This is a genomic window from Pseudomonas sp. RT6P73, from assembly GCF_054897715.1.
Map to the genome: position 1 here is coordinate 4479024 of NZ_JBUBUV010000002.1, position 18736 is coordinate 4497759.

At 59.9% G+C, this 18736-nt stretch carries 15 protein-coding genes; 10 read left to right on the top strand and 5 right to left on the bottom strand.

Annotated features, from left to right (window positions below):
• Positions 1 to 68 precede the first annotated feature (68 nt).
• Positions 69 to 968 (bottom strand): LysR family transcriptional regulator ArgP, encoded by a 900-nt coding sequence (locus ACYZT6_RS20890; RefSeq protein WP_462028457.1) that lies wholly within the window; start codon positions 966 to 968, stop codon positions 69 to 71.
• 96 nt (positions 969 to 1064) lie between these two features.
• On the opposite strand from ACYZT6_RS20890, the gene ACYZT6_RS20895 reads away from it, so the two are divergent.
• The 3 genes from ACYZT6_RS20895 to ACYZT6_RS20905 all read left to right on the top strand — a co-directional run bounded on the left by ACYZT6_RS20895 (position 1065) and on the right by ACYZT6_RS20905 (position 2847).
• Positions 1065 to 1466 carry an ACT domain-containing protein gene (locus ACYZT6_RS20895; RefSeq protein ID WP_462028458.1) on the top strand — a complete coding sequence of 134 codons (402 nt, stop codon included), beginning with the start codon at positions 1065 to 1067 and terminating at the stop codon, positions 1464 to 1466.
• Positions 1467 to 1471: 5 nt separating this feature from the next.
• The gene (locus tag ACYZT6_RS20900; RefSeq protein ID WP_462028459.1) at positions 1472 to 2074 is read left to right on the top strand and encodes a LysE/ArgO family amino acid transporter; all 603 of its coding nucleotides are present in this window, start codon (positions 1472 to 1474) and stop codon (positions 2072 to 2074) included.
• Positions 2075 to 2250: 176 nt separating this feature from the next.
• Positions 2251 to 2847 carry a superoxide dismutase gene (locus ACYZT6_RS20905; protein ID WP_010457614.1) on the top strand — a complete coding sequence of 199 codons (597 nt, stop codon included), beginning with the start codon at positions 2251 to 2253 and terminating at the stop codon, positions 2845 to 2847.
• Between the two features lie 243 nt (positions 2848 to 3090).
• On the opposite strand, the gene ACYZT6_RS20910 is transcribed toward ACYZT6_RS20905, so the two are convergent.
• Positions 3091 to 3456, bottom strand: coding sequence for a DUF6124 family protein (locus tag ACYZT6_RS20910; protein ID WP_462028460.1), 366 nt, complete (start codon positions 3454 to 3456; stop codon positions 3091 to 3093).
• Positions 3457 to 4913: 1457 nt separating this feature from the next.
• Between ACYZT6_RS20910 and ACYZT6_RS20915 the strand changes: the two genes are divergently transcribed.
• The 7 genes from ACYZT6_RS20915 (at position 4914) to ACYZT6_RS20945 (ending at position 16803) form a co-directional block, all read left to right on the top strand.
• Positions 4914 to 6965 carry a putative bifunctional diguanylate cyclase/phosphodiesterase gene (locus tag ACYZT6_RS20915; RefSeq protein WP_462028461.1) on the top strand — a complete coding sequence of 684 codons (2052 nt, stop codon included), beginning with the start codon at positions 4914 to 4916 and terminating at the stop codon, positions 6963 to 6965.
• Positions 6966 to 7200: 235 nt separating this feature from the next.
• Positions 7201 to 8550 (top strand): imelysin family protein, encoded by a 1350-nt coding sequence (locus tag ACYZT6_RS20920; protein ID WP_461955456.1) that lies wholly within the window; start codon positions 7201 to 7203, stop codon positions 8548 to 8550.
• 219 nt (positions 8551 to 8769) lie between these two features.
• On the top strand, positions 8770 to 10197 hold the full coding sequence (locus ACYZT6_RS20925) for a di-heme oxidoreductase family protein (protein ID WP_462028462.1): 1428 nt from the start codon (positions 8770 to 8772) through the stop codon (positions 10195 to 10197).
• Between the two features lie 26 nt (positions 10198 to 10223).
• Positions 10224 to 11288 carry an imelysin family protein gene (locus tag ACYZT6_RS20930; protein ID WP_462028463.1) on the top strand — a complete coding sequence of 355 codons (1065 nt, stop codon included), beginning with the start codon at positions 10224 to 10226 and terminating at the stop codon, positions 11286 to 11288.
• Between the two features lie 14 nt (positions 11289 to 11302).
• Positions 11303 to 12400, top strand: coding sequence for a DUF1513 domain-containing protein (locus ACYZT6_RS20935; RefSeq protein WP_462028464.1), 1098 nt, complete (start codon positions 11303 to 11305; stop codon positions 12398 to 12400).
• Between the two features lie 205 nt (positions 12401 to 12605).
• Positions 12606 to 13754: an efflux RND transporter periplasmic adaptor subunit gene (locus ACYZT6_RS20940; RefSeq protein ID WP_462028465.1), complete on the top strand. Its 1149-nt coding sequence runs from the start codon at positions 12606 to 12608 to the stop codon at positions 13752 to 13754.
• Positions 13755 to 13767: 13 nt separating this feature from the next.
• A complete protein-coding gene (locus ACYZT6_RS20945; protein ID WP_462028466.1) occupies positions 13768 to 16803 on the top strand; it encodes a multidrug efflux RND transporter permease subunit in 3036 nt (1011 codons plus the stop codon).
• A 177-nt stretch (positions 16804 to 16980) separates the two neighbouring features.
• On the opposite strand, the gene ACYZT6_RS20950 is transcribed toward ACYZT6_RS20945, so the two are convergent.
• The 3 genes from ACYZT6_RS20950 to ACYZT6_RS20960 are packed head-to-tail and all read right to left on the bottom strand — an operon-like array spanning position 16981 to position 18597.
• Positions 16981 to 17208, bottom strand: coding sequence for a hypothetical protein (locus tag ACYZT6_RS20950; RefSeq protein WP_462028467.1), 228 nt, complete (start codon positions 17206 to 17208; stop codon positions 16981 to 16983).
• Between the two features lie 2 nt (positions 17209 to 17210).
• Complete coding sequence (locus tag ACYZT6_RS20955) at positions 17211 to 17924, bottom strand: lipopolysaccharide kinase InaA family protein (RefSeq protein ID WP_462028468.1); 714 nt, start codon at positions 17922 to 17924, stop codon at positions 17211 to 17213.
• 4 nt (positions 17925 to 17928) lie between these two features.
• The gene (locus ACYZT6_RS20960; protein WP_462029992.1) at positions 17929 to 18597 is read right to left on the bottom strand and encodes a class I SAM-dependent methyltransferase; all 669 of its coding nucleotides are present in this window, start codon (positions 18595 to 18597) and stop codon (positions 17929 to 17931) included.
• Between the last annotated feature and the right edge of the window lie 139 nt (positions 18598 to 18736).

Consider the following 18736-nt stretch of genomic DNA (forward strand, 5'->3'; position numbering starts at 1 on the left):
CTTCAAGCTACAAGCTGCAAGTTAAAAACGGTCCGCAAGCGCTTCACTTGCAGCTTGCAGCTTGACGCTTATGACTGCTTCCAGGGCACCAGCCATTGCTTCGACGAACGCACCAATTGATCGGTCAACAACCCCAGCAGCTGACCGCCGTTGCGCCAATGATGCCAGTACAGCGGCACATCGATGGGCTTATCTGGCAAAAGCTCCAGTAAAACACCGCGTTCCAGTTGCTCGCGCACCTGCAATTCAGGCACCAGGCCCCAGCCTAGTCCGGCTTCGGTCAAGCGAATGAAGCCTTCAGACGATGGGCACAAATGGTGTTCGAAACCGCCATCGACACCGAGGGACGCGAGGTAGCGATGCTGTAGGAAATCGTCCGGGCCAAACACCAGCGCCGGGGTTTTCGCCAACAGATCAGCACGCACCCCTACAGGAAAATGCCGGGCGATGAACGCGGGACTGGCCAGCGCCCGATAGCGCATGGCGCCCAATAACACGCTGCGCGCGCCAGCCACCGGGCGCTCGCTGGCGCAGATGCACGCGGCCACTTCGCCAGCGCGCATGCGTTTAAGGCCGACCGTCTGGTCTTCGACCACCAGATCCAGCAGCAGGTGTTGCTCGGCGCAGAAATCACTGACGGCTGCGGCCCACCACGTCGCCAGACTGTCGGCATTCAGGGCGATGCGCAGACGTTCCGGCAGCCCTTCTTCGTCCAGCGCCGGAACCAGCGTTTGTAGATCCCGCTCCAGCAAACGCACCTGCTGGACATGGTTGAGCAACCGCCGACCGATTTCAGTCGGGGCTGGCGGCGTGACTCGCACCAACACCGGCTGGCCGATCCGCGCCTCCAGCAGTTTGATGCGCTGGGAGATCGCCGATTGCGACAAACCCAGCACCTGCGCGGCGCGTTCAAATCCGGCCTGCTCGACCACTGCGGCCAAGGCAGAAAGCAATTTATAGTCGAACATCAGTTTTCCTAATGAGCGATCAGCATGATTGGTTTTTCTTATACAGCGTTGCACCGGAGAATGGCCAGCAAGAACTCTTGAACAAGGATCACCGACATGGCTGGCGAAACATCATTGGCAACGCTGCTGCGCAGCATGAGCCCGCAGCTCAACGACGGCGAATACGTGTTCTGCACGCTGCGCGACGGCAAATTACCCGCCGGTCTCGAGATCGTCGGCAGCTTTCGCGAGCAGGAAGGCCTGACAGTGATTCTGGAACGTTCCCACGCGGAACAGGCCGGTTTCAGCTTCGACTACGTCGCGGCATGGATCACCTTGAACGTGCATTCGGCCCTCGAAGCCGTCGGCCTGACCGCCGCGTTCGCCACGGCACTGGGCCAGGCCGGCATCAGTTGCAACGTGATTGCCGGCTACTACCACGATCACCTGTTCGTCGGTCAGACCGATGCCCAACGCGCCCTGCAAGTACTGCGGGACCTCGCAGCCAACGCGGAGTAAACCTTATGTGGCAAAGCTATGTGAACGGCCTGCTGGTGGCCGCCGGGCTGATCATGGCGATCGGCACTCAGAATGCGTTTGTGCTGGCGCAAAGCCTTCGGCGTGAACATCACCTGCCGGTGGCGGCGTTGTGCGTAACCTGCGATGCCTTATTGGTTGCCGCCGGGGTGTTCGGGCTGGCGACGGTGCTGGCGCAAAACCCGACCCTGTTGGCGGTCGCCCGCTGGGGTGGCGCTGTATTTCTGATTTGGTATGGCACTCAGGCGCTGCGTCGGGCCTGTTCGAAACAAAGCCTGCAACAGGGTGAAAACCAGACGGTTCGTTCACTACGCGCGGTGATGCTCAGCGCCTTGGCCGTGACCCTGCTCAACCCGCACGTTTATCTGGATACAGTGTTGCTGATTGGCTCTCTCGGCGCGCAACAAACCGAGCCCGGCGCTTATGTGGTCGGGGCCGCGAGCGCGTCGTTGCTGTGGTTTTTCACCCTGGCACTGGGCGCCGCCTGGTTGGCGCCCTGGCTGGCCCGGCCCAGCACCTGGCGGATTCTCGATCTGTTGGTGGCGGTGATGATGTTTGCAGTGGCGTTTCAATTAATCGTTGCCGGCTGATTATTCCAAAAGGCTCTGGAACCTCTATTCCACACAGTTGTTGCGTGGTTATGCCGCACCCCCGGTGCTATGATCCGATCCGATGCGCCGCAAAGAGTACAAACTCCCCGGCGCTTGTCTGGCCGCCCGTGATCGGCCTTGCGCTCACCGCAACTGACCTGATTAGGAGAATCATCATGGCTTTCGAATTGCCGCCGCTGCCTTACGCACACGATGCCCTGCAGCCGCACATTTCCAAGGAAACTCTGGAATACCACCACGACAAGCACCACAACACCTACGTCGTGAACCTGAACAACCTGGTGCCAGGCACCGAGTTCGAAGGCAAGACTCTGGAAGAAATCGTCAAATCTTCCTCGGGCGGTATCTTCAACAACGCCGCTCAGGTCTGGAACCACACTTTCTACTGGAACTGCCTGGCGCCAAACGCCGGCGGTCAACCAACCGGCGCGCTGGCTGAAGCCATCAACGCTTCTTTCGGTTCGTTCGACAAGTTCAAAGAAGAATTCAGCAAAACCTCCATCGGCACCTTCGGTTCCGGTTGGGGCTGGCTGGTGAAAAAGGCTGACGGTTCCCTGGCCCTGGCCAGCACCATCGGCGCCGGCAACCCGCTGACCAGCGGCGACACCCCGCTGCTGACCTGCGACGTCTGGGAACACGCTTACTACATCGACTACCGCAACGTTCGTCCGAAATACGTCGAAGCGTTCTGGAACCTGGTCAACTGGAAATTCGTGGCTGAGCAATTTGAAGGCAAAACCTTCAAGGCTTAAGCTCGACGCCAGACAAGAAACCCGGCTTTTATGCCGGGTTTTTTTATGGGCTGGAGAAAAATCAGAGAGCCCTGAGCGGCCTTGAAAAATGGGTCGGCTGTCCGCCCGCCATCGTCGGAACGCCGCCCGGAGCAAGCTCGCTCCCACATTGGCTAATTTGCGTCGTACGCCGAGTTTGTGAACGCCATCGCACCCTGTGGGAGCGAGCTTGCTCGCGATGAACGATAACGCGGTTTTGAAAGGTTACGCCGGATCGACGTTATCCAGCGCCCGGTTCACCGCCAACTCTGCCAGCATGATGATCTGCTGAATCGCCAGCGCCGTATGACGCTGCGGGCCGATCAGGTTCGCGGCGAAATCACTGGCCATGACACTGGCCGAGGCCAGTGACTCACAGGCTTGGGCCAGGAGGCTTTCGCTGTCCATGTCGGGGGCGATCATGAACATCGTGCTGGGGCGACGGGGTTTGGGGATGTATTGGTCTGGCGGGTCGAGGTAGTAATCGAGAGCGCGTTTTATGGCTTCGCGGTCCCTGAAGAGCGCTTCGGCTTCGGGGGTTTCGGAAGTGGGTGCGGTGTTGACGGGTGGATCGGGGATTAACTTATCCAAACTAAAAATCCTCTAATCGAACTGGAGCCATCACCTGTCGTTTCTCACGCGACGGAGTGGTGGCAGCTATGTGCGGAGTGAGAAACCGGTAGAGGAATACACCCGGCCAGACCGAAGTCTGCCCGCACACAGCCGCCATTGAACATTGCAGGCAGCGGATAAGCTGGCGGCAATTATGGTGGTACTGGAGCTGTATTAAAACCTCTACGGGCTCTCACACCCGGTCGCTGAGTTTTCAGCGACAGCCAGAGGTTAGAGAGACTGCTTCCTACCCGGCAACCTGAAAAATGCGTGGGAAATCGCTGTGTTTCTTACACAACTTTCAACACACAAAAATGGAACGCGGAGCGTCCCAGGCGGCATTCCCACGCGGAGCGTAGGGAACGATCAATCGGGGGGAAGCAGGAAGAAATTGGTCGGCTGTCAGGCCGCCTTCGCAGGCAAGCCAGCTCCCACAGGGTTCGGTGTACACCTGCAAGAAATTGGTCGGCTGTCAGGCCGCCATCGCTGGCAGGCCAGCTCCCACAGGGTTCGGTGTACACCTGCAAGAAATTGGTCGGCTGTCAGGTCGCCATCGCTGGCAGGCCAGCTCCCACAGGGTTCGGTGTACACCTGCAAGAAATTGGTCGGCTGTCAGGTCGCCATCGCTGGCAGGCCAGCTCCCACAGGGGTCGGTGTACACCTGCAAGAAATTGGTCGGCTGTCAGGTCGCCATCGCTGGCAGGCCAGCTCCCACAGGGGTCGGTGTACACCTGCAAGAAATTGGTCGGCTGTCAGGCCGCTATCGCTGGCAAGCCAGCTCCCACAGGGGTCGGTGTACACCTGCAAGAAATTGGTCGGCTGTCAGGCCGCCTTCGCTGGCAGGCCAGCTCCCACAGGGGTCGGTGTACACCTGCAAGAAATTGGTCGGCTGTCAGGCCGCCATCGCTGGCAGGCCAGCTCCCACAATGGATCGGCGTACACGCTTCGCTTCTCACCACTCAATAGGCCGAGCGTTAGCTCGCCTGCTTTTGATTTTGATCTGCCCGCCCCGTCGGGAGGCTGAGTGGAGGCGTTCATCTGGGGGGTAGGCGCGTAGCGCCGTTCGACGAAGTCGAACACATCGAGAGGAGGTCGAAGCGAAGCCGACCGGAGGCGATGCCCCCAGATGAATGCCGGAGCGAAGGAACGCCGCCAAGTAACCAAGCCAATATCCGACAATGAAACCAGCGTTCAGCTCCTTGCCCCCACGCCACAGCAGGCTACCATCAACAAACGGAAAAATAGTCCCAATCCCCCTCAAGTTGAAGGACCCAACAACCGACACAGTACTAATAGGACAAATACTCAAAACAACAGCATTTCGGCCAAGCTACCGGCAAAAAACCCTGAGATTGATTGTCCCTTTGACTGCCATCACGGGATTGCCAATACTCATGGCAACTTGATGCTACCCGCACGGAACAAGGAATAACCCTTTGAAGCTGGAACTCAAGAACAGCTTGTCGGTGAAGTTGCTCCGGGTCGTGCTCCTGTCGGCATTGATCGTCGGCGTGGTCTTGAGCTGCGCGCAGATCGTTTTCGATGCCTATAAAACACGCCAGGCCGTGGCCAACGATGCCGAGCGCATCCTCGACATGTTCCGCGACCCCTCCACCCAAGCCGTCTACAGCCTGGACCGGGAAATGGGCATGCAGGTCATCGAAGGCCTGTTCCAGGACGACGCCGTGCGCCAGGCCTCCATCGGCCATCCCAACGAAGCCATGCTCGCGCAAAAATCCCGTGAGTTGCAGCATTCAAACAGCCGCTGGCTAACCGACCTGATCCTCGGCAAAGAGCGCACCTTCACCACCCAACTGGTCGGTCGCGGCCCGTACAGCGAATATTACGGCGACCTGAGCATCACCCTCGACACCGCCACCTACGGGCAGGGTTTCATCGTCAGCTCGGTCATCATCTTCATCTCCGGCGTGTTACGCGCCCTGGCCATGGGCCTGGTGCTGTACCTGGTCTACCACTGGCTGCTGACCAAACCGCTGTCGCGAATCATCGAACACCTGACCGAGATCAATCCGGACCGCCCCAGCGCACACAAGATTCCGCTGCTCAAGGGCCACGAAAAGAACGAACTGGGTATCTGGATCAACACCGCCAACCAATTGCTCGAATCCATCGAACGCAACACCCACCTGCGCCACGAAGCGGAAAACAGTCTGCTGCGCATGGCCCAATACGACTTCCTCACCGGCCTGCCGAACCGTCAGCAATTACAGCAGCAACTGGACAAGATCCTCGTCGACGCCGGCAAATTGCAACGTCGGGTTGCGGTTCTGGTGGTGGGTCTGGACGACTTCAAAGGGATCAACGAACAGTTCAGCTATCAGACCGGCGACCAACTGCTGCTGGCCTTGGCCGATCGCCTGCGCGCTCACAGCGGTCGCCTCGGCTCCCTCGCCCGTCTCGGTGGCGACCAGTTCGCCCTGGTCCAGGCCAATATCGAACAACCTTATGAAGCCGCTGAACTGGCGCAAAGCATTCTCGATGACCTGGAAGCGGCGTTTGCCCTCGATCATCAGGAAATCCGCCTGCGCGCGACCATCGGCATCACCCTGTTTCCCGAGGACGGCGACAGCACCGAGAAACTGCTGCAAAAAGCCGAGCAGACCATGACGCTGGCGAAAACCCGCTCGCGCAACCGCTATCAGTTCTACATCGCCAGCGTCGACACCGAGATGCGCCGCCGCCGGGAACTGGAAAAAGATCTGCGCGACGCCCTGCGCCGGGACCAGTTCTACCTCGTCTACCAACCGCAAATCAGCTACCGCGATCACCGGGTGGTGGGCGTTGAAGCGCTGATTCGCTGGCAGCATCCCGAGCATGGCCTGGTACCGCCCGACCTGTTCATCCCGTTGGCCGAGCAGAACGGCACCATCATCGCCATCGGCGAATGGGTGCTGGATCAGGCCTGCAAACAACTGCGCGAATGGCATGACCAGGGTTTCGTCGACCTGCGCATGGCGGTGAACCTGTCTACGGTGCAACTGCACCACGCCGAGCTGCCGCGAGTGGTCAACAACCTGCTGCAGATGTACCGCCTTCCACCCCGCAGCCTGGAACTGGAAGTCACCGAAACCGGCCTGATGGAAGACATCAGCACCGCCGCCCAGCATCTGTTGAGCCTGCGTCGCTCCGGCGCATTGATTGCGATCGACGATTTCGGCACCGGTTATTCGTCCTTGAGCTATCTGAAAAGCCTGCCGCTGGACAAGATCAAGATCGACAAGAGCTTCGTGCAGGACCTGCTCGATGACGACGACGATGCCACCATCGTTCGGGCGATCATCCAGCTGGGCAAGAGCCTGGGCATGCAGGTGATTGCCGAAGGCGTGGAGACCGCCGAGCAAGAGGCCTACATCATCTCCGAAGGCTGCCACGAAGGTCAGGGCTACCACTACAGCAAACCGTTGCCGGCACGGGAACTGAGCGCCTACCTTAAACAGGCACAGCGCACTAACGCGGCTATTTTGTAGATATCAAAAGATCGCAGCCTCGTTTCACTCGACAGCTGCTACGGGTCCATGTGCTTGCGTAGCAGCTGTCGAGTGAAACGAGGCTGCGATCTTTTGATCCACGACACAACTCTTGTGTGAATAAGAAATATTTCCAGCTACAACCCTTTACACATAATGCGAAAGATTTGCATTATGTCGCAGTTTTGCGCACTCGCTGCGCCATACCACCCCCTCTCGAAGCAGGATGTTCGCCATGATTCGTATGCCTCTGGCTACCGCCAGTCTGTTGGCCATCGCTATTTCCCTCGCCGGTTGTGGCGAAGGCAAAGACAAAGCTGCAGCTCCAGCGCCTACGCCGGCCGCCAGCACGACCGCGCCGGCTCCCGCCACCGCACCTGCCGCTACCAGCAAAGTCGACGAAGCCGCCGCCAAAGCCGTTGTCGCGCATTACGCCGACATCGTCTTCGCCGTTTACAGCGATGCCGAATCCACCGCGAAAACCCTGCAAACCGCCGTCGACGCCTTCCTCGCCAAGCCGAACGCCGACACCCTGAAAGCCGCCAAGGCTGCCTGGGTTGCTGCCCGCGTTCCTTACCTGCAGAGCGAAGTGTTCCGCTTCGGCAACACCATCATCGACGATTGGGAAGGTCAGGTGAACGCCTGGCCACTGGACGAAGGCCTGATCGACTATGTCGACAAATCCTACGAGCACGCACTGGGTAACCCAGGTGCCACGGCCAATATCATCGCCAACGTTCAAGTTCAGGTCGGCGAAGACAAGATCGACGTCAAAGACATCACCCCGGAAAAACTCGCCAGCCTGAACGAGCTGGGCGGTTCCGAGGCCAACGTCGCCACCGGCTACCACGCCATCGAATTCCTGCTCTGGGGCCAGGACCTGAACGGCACCGGCCCTGGCGCCGGCAAACGTCCAGCCTCCGATTACCTGGAAGGCAAAGGCGCCACCGGCGGTCACAACGATCGTCGCCGCGCTTACCTGAAATCCGTGACCCAGCTGCTGGTCAGCGACCTGGAAGAAATGGTCGGTAACTGGAAGCCGAACGTGGCCGACAACTACCGCGCCACCCTGGAAGCCGAACCGGTTGATACCGGCCTGCGCAAAATGCTGTTCGGCATGGGCAGCCTGTCCCTAGGCGAACTGGCGGGCGAGCGCATGAAGGTTTCCCTGGAAGCCAACTCCCCTGAAGACGAACACGATTGCTTCAGCGACAACACCCATAACTCGCAGTTCTACGATGCCAAGGGTGTTCGCAACGTCTACCTGGGCGAATACACCCGTGTCGACGGCACCAAAATGACCGGCGCCAGCCTGTCGTCCCTGGTGGCCAAAGCCGACCCGGCTGCCGACACCGCACTGAAAGCTGATCTGGCCGCCACTGAAGCCAAGATGCAGGTCATCGTCGATCACGCCAACAAGGGTGAGCACTACGACCAGCTGATCGCCGCCGGCAACACCGCTGGCAACCAGATCGTCCGTGACGCTATCGCATCCCTGGTCAAGCAGACCGGTTCGATCGAAGCCGCCGCTGGCAAACTGGGCATCACCGACCTGAACCCGGACAACGCTGATCACGAGTTCTGATCAGCGCTGGCTGAGTGACTAAAGAGGCGACCTTCGGGTCGCCTTTTTCATACCCGCCCAAAACTGTTTCTGGTAGGAGCGAAGCTTGCTCGCGATGGCCGCGCCTCGGTCTTCTGTGAAAACCTGCCCCACATCAACCAAACGATAATTCCTCTTATTCAATCTCCCCTGCCCTGTTAGACTTTGCGCCCTTGTTTTGCTCGTCTTGCAGGATGTCTGATGCCCTCGCTGCTTCTTCGCTTGTCCGCACTGTTTCTGGCCCTGGGCCTGAGTGCCTGCGATGACGCCCCGCGTTTTACCAAGGCCGAACCCGGTGAAGCCCGGTCAGGTGGCGCAGCGACCGTGCGCAAGACCGATCAGAACGCTTTCTCCCTGCCCTCCGCGAACCTGTCGCCGTCACGGCGTGTGGATTTCAGCGTCGGCAACAGCTTCTTCCGCAACCCCTGGGTGATCGCCCCGTCGACCACTACCGCCCGGGACGGCCTCGGTCCGCTGTTCAATACCAACGCCTGTCAGGGCTGCCACATCAAGGACGGTCGCGGTCATCCTCCGACGCCCGATGCCGTGAACGCAGTATCGATGCTGGTGCGCCTGTCGATCCCGGACGCGCCGGCGTATGCCAAGGTCATCGAGCAGCTCGGTGTGGTCCCCGAGCCGGTCTACGGCGGCCAGTTCCAGGACATGGCCGTGCCCGGCGTCACCCCGGAAGGCAAAGTGCGCGTCGACTACACACCCGTTCCGATCCGCTTCAAGGACGGCACCGAAATCGAGTTACGCAAGCCCAGCCTGAACATCACCCAGCTGGGTTACGGCCCGATGCACCCCGACACCCGTTTCTCGGCGCGCGTGGCCCCGCCGATGATTGGCTTGGGCTTGCTCGAAGCCATCCCCGACGAGGCGATCCTCGCCAACGCCGAGGCGCAGGCCAAGGATAAAAACGGCATCGCCGGACGTCCGAACCGAGTCTGGGACGACGTGCAACAGAAGACCGTGCTTGGTCGATTCGGCTGGAAAGCCGGGCAACCGAACCTCAATCAGCAGAACGTTCACGCGTTTTCCGGCGACATGGGCCTGACCACTAGCCTGCGCCCCTTCGACGACTGCACCGACGCACAAACCGCCTGCAAACAGGCACCCAATGGCAACGGCCCGAATGGTGAGCCGGAGGTCAGCGATAACATCCTGCGCCTGGTGCTGTTCTATAGCCGCAACCTCGCCGTACCGGCCCGCCGCGACGTCAACGCGCCCGAAGTGCTGGCCGGCAAGAACCTGTTTTTCCAGGCCGGCTGCCAGTCCTGTCACACACCGAAATACACCACCGCCGCCAACGCCGCAGAACCTGAATTGGCCAATCAAGTGATTCGCCCTTACAGCGATCTGCTGCTGCACGACATGGGCGACGGTCTGGCCGACAACCGCAGCGAATTCCAGGCCAGTGGCCGCGACTGGCGCACGCCGCCGTTGTGGGGCATCGGCCTGACGCAGGCGGTCAGTGGCCACACCCAGTTCTTGCATGACGGCCGCGCGCGCAATCTGCTTGAAGCCGTGCTCTGGCATGGCGGCGAAGCGCAAGCGGCCCAGCAACAGGTTTTGTCTTTCAATGCCGAGCAGCGCGCTGCGTTGCTGGCGTTTTTGAATTCCCTTTAATACGTATTCCATAGCGGGAGCCCGACATGTTCCGTCCCAAATTGTTGTTCACCAGCCTTGCAGCACTCGCCCTCGGCGCTTGCTCGCCACAGGACCCGCAAGCCGTCACCTCGGCCGCCATCGCCAAATCGGTGATCCTGCCGACTTACACCCGTTGGGTTGAAGCCGATCGCCAATTGGCTGTCAGCGCACTCGCCTACTGCGAGGGCAAGGAAAACCTCGACACCGCCCGCGCCGACTTCCTGCACGCGCAGAAAGCCTGGGCCGAGCTGCAACCGCTGCTGATCGGGCCGCTGGCCGAAGGCAATCGTGCCTGGCAGGTGCAGTTCTGGCCGGACAAGAAAAACCTCGTTGGCCGTCAGGTCGAGCAACTGGTCACCGCGCAGCCGCAGATCGACGCCGCCGCCCTGGCCAAGTCCAGCGTCGTGGTGCAAGGCCTCTCGGCCTATGAATACATCCTGTTCGACAGCAAGCCGGACGTGGCCAACGACGCACAAAAAGCCAAGTACTGCCCGCTGCTGAAGGCGATTGGCGAGCGTCAGAAACTGCTGGCCGAAGAGATTCTGCAAAGCTGGAACAACACCGACGGCATGCTCGCGCAGATGAGCAAATTCCCCAACCAGCGTTACGCCGACTCCCACGAAGCCATCGCCGATCTGCTGCGTGTCCAGGTCACCGCCCTCGACACCTTGAAGAAAAAACTCGGCACGCCGATGGGCCGCCAGAGCAAGGGCGTGCCGCAACCGTTCCAGGCCGATGCATGGCGCAGCCAGTCGTCCCTGACCGGCCTTGAAGCCAGCCTCGCTGCCGCCAAAACCGTCTGGGAAGGCGTCGACAACAAAGGCCTGCGCGGCCTGTTGCCGAGCGAGCAGAAACCGTTGGCCGACAAGATCGATGCCGCTTATGCCGCGTCCCTGAAACTGTTCGCCAGCAATCAGCGCCCGCTGACCGAGATGCTCAACGAGGACGCTGGTCGCCAGCAACTCAACGATATCTACGACAGCCTCAACGTCGTCCATCGCCTGCACGAAGGCGAACTGGCCAAGGCGCTGGGCATCCAACTGGGCTTCAACGCCAACGACGGTGACTGATGAGGGCGAGTGCCATGCTGCGACGTCAGGCTCTGACTTTAGGTAGTTTGCTGCTGGGAGCAGTGACACTGGGCGGCTGGACGCTGTTCAAGCAAAAGGACAAGAGCCCGCTGCTGCTTTCGGCGCGGGATGATGGCGACGGCAAGCATTACGCCGTCGGTTATCGGCTGGACGGCACCCGGGTGTTCGCCACTCAGGTCGGCCAGCGTTGCCACGACATCATCAACCACCCGACGCTGCCGATCGCGCTGTTTGTTGCCCGGCGTCCGGGCACCGAGAGTTACCTGATCGACCTGCGCGACGGCACGCTGCTGCAAACCGTGGCCTCGCTGCCGAACCGACACTTCTATGGTCACGCGGTGATTCACAAGAGCGGCGACTGGCTGTACGCCACCGAGAACGACACCTCTGATCCGGGTCGCGGACTGCTAGGTGTGTATAAGTTCGAAGGTGAACGGCTGGTGCACAGCGGCGAGATTTCCACCCATGGCATCGGCCCGCATCAGGTGTCGTGGATGCCGGATGGCGAGACGCTGGTGGTGGCCAACGGCGGCATTCGCACCGAGGCTGAAAGCCGGGTCGAGATGAACCTCAACGCCATGGAGCCGAGCCTGGTGCTGATGCAACGGGACGGCACGCTGCTCAGCAAGGACACCCTCGCCCAGCAGATGAACAGCGTGCGTCATCTGGGGATCGCCAGCGATGGCACCATCGTCGCGGGTCAGCAATTCATGGGGCCGTCTCACGAGTCTTCGGAATTGCTGGCGATCAAACGTCCCGGCCAACCGTTCGTGGCGTTTCCGGTGCCGGAGCATCAGTTGCAGGCGATGGGGCATTACACCGCCAGCGTTGCGGTCCACAGTGAGTTGCGGCTGGTCGCGTTGACCGCGCCGCGCGGCAACCGCTTTTTCATCTGGGACATGGACAGCGGCGAAGTGCGCCTGGATGCGCCGCTTCCCGATTGCGCCGGGGTTGGCGCGGTAGAGGATGGGTTTGTCGTGACCTCGGGTCAGGGACGCTGCCGGTACTACGATTGCCGCCAGACAAATCTGGTTGCAAAACCGCTGGAGCTACCCGCAGGGCTCTGGGACAACCACCTCCACCTGATCTGATACCCCCGCCCTTGTAGGAGCGAAGCTTGCTCGCGAAAGCGGTATGTCGGCCAACTTAAATGCTGACTGATACACCGCTTTCGCGAGCAAGCTTCGCTCCTACGGGTTTTGCGCCATCCTGTAATAAGTGGCAGTTGGATTCACTGCCACACTCGGAGTAATGTGCCCCACTGTCTCACCTGATTTTCTCCAAGGAAGTGGAAATATGCTGCGTCGCCGCATGCTGATCATGTTGGGTGTTGTTCTGCTGATCGTGCTGGTCCTGGCCGGTTACAAAGCCTTCTCCATCTACACGATGATTCAAGGCTTTTCCGCGCCGAAACCGCCGATCAGTGTCGCCGCGACCACTGCCGCCGAACGCCCGTGGCAAGCCCGCTTGCCGTCCGTTGGCACCCTCAAGGCGCTGCAAGGGGTTGACCTGAGCCTGGAAATCGCCGGCACCGTCATGGATGTGCAGTTCGAGTCCGGGCAGCAGGTCAAGGCCGGCCAGCCGATCGTGCAGCTCGACAGCGGCGTGGAAAAGGCTTTGCTGGAAACCGCGATGGCGGACCTCGGGCTGTCGACAGTGAATTACAACCGCGGCAGCCAACTGGTGGGCAGCCAGGCGATCTCCAAAGGTGAGTTCGACCGACTCACGGCGATCATGAAAAAGGATCAGGCCACGGTCAACCAGCTCAAGGCATCGCTGGCGAAAAAGCGCATTCTCGCCCCGTTCAGCGGCACCATCGGTATTCGTCAGGTGGACGTCGGCGACTACGTGGCCAGCGGCACCATGATTGCCACCCTGCAAGACCTCAGCAGCCTCTACGTCGACTTCTTCGTGCCCGAGCAGTCGGTGCCGAAGATCGGCATCGGCCAGTCGGTGCAGATCATTGTCTCGGCCTATCCGACACAGACCTTCCCCGGCACCATCAGCGCCATCAACCCGAAAGTCGAAAACAGCACCCGCAACGTGCAGGTTCGCGCGACCCTGGCCAACCCTGACGGCAAACTGCTGCCGGGCATGTTCGCCAGCCTGCAAGTGATGCTGCCCGACCCTCAGCTGCGCATCGTCGTGCCGGAAAGCGCGATCACGTACACGTTGTACGGCAACTCGCTCTACGTCGTCGCGCAGAAAAAAGCCGAAGACGGCAGCCTCGAAAAAGACGACAAAGGCCAGCCGATCCTGATCGCCGAACGGCGTTTCATCGAAACCGGCGAGCGCCGCGACGGGCTGGTGATGATTACCAAAGGCGTGCAGAACGGCGAAAAAGTGGTCACGGCCGGTCAGATCAAACTGGACAACGGCGCACACATTGCCATCAGCGACGACAAGACCCTAGCCGAGAAGAGCAGTCAGCCTCGCGTTGACTGATCAAGGAATCCACATGGCTTTTACTGACCCGTTCATCCGCCGCCCGGTGCTCGCCACCGTGGTCAGCCTGTTGATTGTGCTGCTGGGCTTCCAGGCTTGGAGCAAGCTGCCGCTGCGCCAATACCCGCAAATGGAAAACGCCCTGATCACGGTGACCACGGCGTACCCCGGGGCCAACGCCGAAACCATTCAGGGCTATATCACCCAACCGATGCAGCAAAGCCTGGCCAGCGCCGAGGGCATCGACTACATGACCTCGGTCAGTCGCCAGAACTTCTCGGTGATCTCGATCTACGCGCGCATCGGTTCCAACAGCGACCGCTTGTTCACCGAGCTGCTGGCCAAGGCCAACGAGGTGAAAAACCAGCTGCCTCAGGACGCCGAAGACCCGGTGCTGAGCAAGGAAGCGGCTGACGCCTCGGCACTGATGTACATCAGTTTCTTCAGCAAGGAGCTGAGCAACCCGCAGATTACGGATTACTTGTCGCGGGTCATCCAGCCGAAACTGGCGACCCTGCCGGGCATGGCTGAAGCCGAGATTCTCGGCAACCAGGTGTTCGCCATGCGTCTGTGGCTGGACCCGGTGAAGCTGGCCGGTTTCGGCCTGAGCGCCAGCGACGTGACCAACGCGGTGCGCCAGTACAACTTCCTTTCCGCCGCCGGTGAAGTGAAAGGCGAGTACGTCGTCACCAGCATCAATGCCAACACCGAGCTGAAATCCGCCGAAGCGTTTGCCGCGATTCCGCTCAAGGTCGATGGCGACAGTCGCGTGCTGCTCAGCGATGTTGCGCGGGTCGAGATGGGCGCGGAAAACTACGATTCCATCAGTTCCTTCGGTGGGACACCCTCGGTGTACATCGGTATAAAGGCCACGCCGGGCGCCAACCCGCTGGACGTGATCAAGGAAGTGCGCAAGATCATGCCGGACCTGGAAGCCCAGCTGCCGCCCAACCTCAAGGGTGAAATTGCCTACGACGCCACGCTGTTCATCCAGGCCTCGATCGATGAAGTGGTGAAAACCCTCTTCGAAGCCGTGCTGATCGTGATCGTGGTGGTGTTTCTGTTTCTCGGGGCGCTGCGTTCGGTGGTGATCCCGGTGGTGACCATTCCGCTGTCGATGATCGGCGTGATGTTCTTCATGCAGATGATGGGGTACTCGATCAACTTGCTGACCCTGCTGGCGATGGTGCTGGCCATCGGGTTGGTGGTGGACGATGCCATTGTGGTGGTGGAAAACATTCACCGGCACATCGAGGAAGGCAAGACGCCGCTGGATGCGGCCCTCGAGGGCGCCCGGGAGATCGCCATGCCGGTGGTCTCGATGACCATCACCCTGGCGGCGGTTTATGCACCCATCGGTTTCCTGACCGGGCTCACGGGGGCGTTGTTCAAGGAATTCGCCCTTACGCTGGCCGGCGCGGTGGTGATCTCCGGTGTGGTCGCACTGACCCTGTCGCCGATGATGTGCGCCCTGCTCCTGCGCCACGATGAAAACCCGAGCGGTCTGGCTCATCGCCTGGACCTGATTTTCGAAGGCCTCAAGCGCCGCTACCAAAGCATGCTCCACGGCACCCTCAACACTCGGCCGGTAGTGCTGGTGTTTGCGGTGATCGTGCTGTGCCTGATTCCGGTGCTGCTCAAGTTCACCAAGTCGGAACTGGCGCCCGACGAGGATCAGGGCATCATTTTCATGCTGGCCAACGCCCCGCAACCGGCCAACCTCGACTACCTGAACACCTACACCGACGAATTCATCACGATCTTCAAGGAGTTTCCCGAGTACTACTCCTCATTCCAGATCAATGGATTCAGCGGCGTGCAATCGGGGATCGGGGGTTTCCTGCTCAAACCGTGGAACGAACGCGACCGCACGCAGATGGCAATCCTGCCCGAGGTCCAGCGCAAACTGGAGAGCATCTCGGGTTTGCAGATCTTCGGTTTCAACCTGCCCTCCCTGCCCGGCACTGGCGAAGGGTTGCCGTTTCAGTTCGTGATCAACACGGCCAACGATTACGAAGCGCTGCTGCAAGTGATGGACCGGGTGAAAAAACGGGCGATGGAGTCCGGTAAGTTCGCCTTCGTCGACGTCGACCTGGCCTTCGACAAACCCGAAGTCGTCGTGGATATCGACCGTGCCAAGGCTGCGCAGATGGGCGTGTCCATGCAGGACCTCGGTGGAACACTGGCGACGTTGCTGGGACAGGCGGAGATCAACCGTTTCACCATTGAGGGTCGCAGCTACAAAGTCATCGCTCAGGTCGAACGAGCTTTCCGGGACAACCCGGACTGGTTGAACAACTATTACGTGAAGAACACTCAGGGCGAACTGCTGGCCCTGTCGACCCTGATCACCGTCACCGACCGCGCGCGACCACGGCAGCTGAACCAGTTCCAGCAACTTAACTCAGCCATTCTGTCTGGGGTCCCGCTGGTCAGCATGGGTGAAGCCATCGACAGCGTGCGGCAGATCACACTGGAAGAAGCGCCGGCCGGATTTGCCATGGACTACGCCGGCGCGTCGCGGCAATACGTTCAGGAAGGCAGCGCGCTGTGGGTGACCTTCGCCCTGGCGCTGGCGATCATTTTCCTGGTGCTGGCGGCCCAGTTCGAAAGCTTCCGTGATCCGCTGGTGATCCTGGTGACGGTGCCGCTGTCGATCTGCGGCGCGTTGATTCCGCTGTTCCTGGGTTGGTCGAGCATGAACATTTATACCCAGGTGGGGCTGGTGACCTTGATCGGGCTGATCAGCAAGCACGGCATCTTGATCGTCGAGTTCGCCAACCAGCTGCGCAAAGAAAAGGGGCTGACTCCGCGCGAGGCGGTGGAAGAAGCGGCGGCGATTCGGCTGCGTCCGGTGTTGATGACCACGGCGGCGATGGTGTTCGGTATGGTGCCGTTGATCATTGCCACGGGTGCGGGTGCGGTCAGCCGGTTCGATATCGGCATGGTGATCGCAACGGGGATGTCGATCGGCACGTTGTTCACGCTGTTTGTACTGCCGTGCATCTATACCCTTCTAGCCAAACACGATGCTAAGGAACACCAGTAACCCCTGTGGGAGCCAGCCTGCTGGCGATGGCGGTGTGTCATTCAACACAGCGCTGAATGGCGGACCGCTATCGCCAGCAGGCTGGCTCCCACATTGGTCTGGTGCAAGGCTTTAAGTTCGGGCACAAAAAAAGGCCTCGCATTTTAGGCGAGGCCTTTTTTTTCGGCTTCAATCTGTTCAACTCTGTGGCCTCATTCCCTGAGAAAGTCCGAACATGAACAGCAATAAATCATGATCGGGTTGGGATGCCACGGATGCCTTGGCAACCCGTGGCAACGGACAGTGATCATCAGCGCTCACTGAACTGAGGACTTGCGTGCGGGGCTGCTCCCACGCCGCCACCGCCAATGAAGCAACTGCCAAGGCTCCTATGAAAAAAACACCTCGTGCAATTTCTAGTTTCATTGCTATAAACCTTTGATAGCGCTGCCAAACGCCGTCTCATAAAAATAGACGAGTTTGCGCCAGTCTGTCGTGCTGAACGACGAGTGGCGACGCAGTTGCTTCAGGTCATGGGCGGCTGCCCGATAGGCGGTCAAACGCTGTCGGCATTTCTCCAGGTCGATCAAGGCAATCTCGACGTTAGCCGTGTCATCTTCGGCGGTAACCCGCACGAATACGTGCTTGATGTAGATGCAGCTGTGCTGCCAACGGCCCTTGTGCATGCGGGCCAGATTGTCGGCCAGTTCCTTCAAGACGCGATCATGCACCACCTCGCCGTGGCGCTCGCGACCGCCGCCGGCGTACCAGTGTTCGAGTTCCTCAAAGCCGTCCAGCGACTTGGTCACCAGCAATGCGCGCCATTTGTGCACAGGGTCGCGCTGTGCGCCGCAGAAAACGATTTCCGGAACTCGCACATCAAGCGCGCGCAGGCCAATGAGCGCATCTTGCTCGCGCAACACAGTCGGGCGGCCGAACGGGTGCTGCCAGCTGCGATAGATATGCCCGGTCTGCCGCTTGGCGTAGAGCAGCTGGCCATCACTGCCCATGACACGCTCCACGCCACTTTCTCCACCGCGACGGACGTTGGGTTCTTCTACCCATTCACCGCGCTGATTCCAGAAATAGTCGAAGCGGTCCTGAGAAGCGACATCCGTTTCTGCTGCACATTGCACTGCCATCCTGTTACCTCTTGCGTAATACGTAAACTCGCCACATGGCATAGAGCGGTAAAAAGTCCAGTTGTTCCTGGATACGAAACCCTGCCTGTTCGAATTCCTTTTCTACCGTGGCCGCCGGTAACACAAATCGGTTTTGATAACCTTCCTGCCCACGCCGCCGCTCTGAGCGCTTGCGTTTCCAGGCTTTGAAATTACCGTCCACCCACAACGAAAGGATCACGCTGTCACGCGTGACTCGTTCAAATTCTCGCAGAATGGCCAGTCGATGCTCGGCTTCACCGATGTGATGCAGCAAGCGCATGCAGAAAATGCTGTCGACGGCGTTATCGGGTAAGGCAATGTCGAATGCAGACGTGTGCAAGGGTTGTACCCGTTTTACGACGTCGGCAGGTTGCGCCTGGGTGGCAATTTTCAGCATTGACTCGGAGTTGTCGGCCCCGATGATCGCGCGATTGGCCTTTTCCGCCAGCAATGGCCAGAAACGCCCCGCGCCACAAGGCAAATCCAGGACCAGCCCAGGCTCACCGACCAGCGCCAGCGCCTTTCGCGCCAGCTGCTCGTCACGCCAGTGGGACAGTCGACGGCCGAGGCCATCCTGATGTTTTTGCAAGTATCGTTGAGCGTGCTGGTCGTCGTATTTTTCGGAAAAATCTAGTTTGATCGGGCCGTCCATCATCAAGGTCTCCTGTACTTCTGATGACATCTACCTTATGTAGCGTAGTGTCAGCGTCAGGTCATGCCTTTGTGAAAAAATTGTCATGTAAACACGCAATCATTTCAAGGTTTTTCAGGACGACAGTCACGAGCCGAGC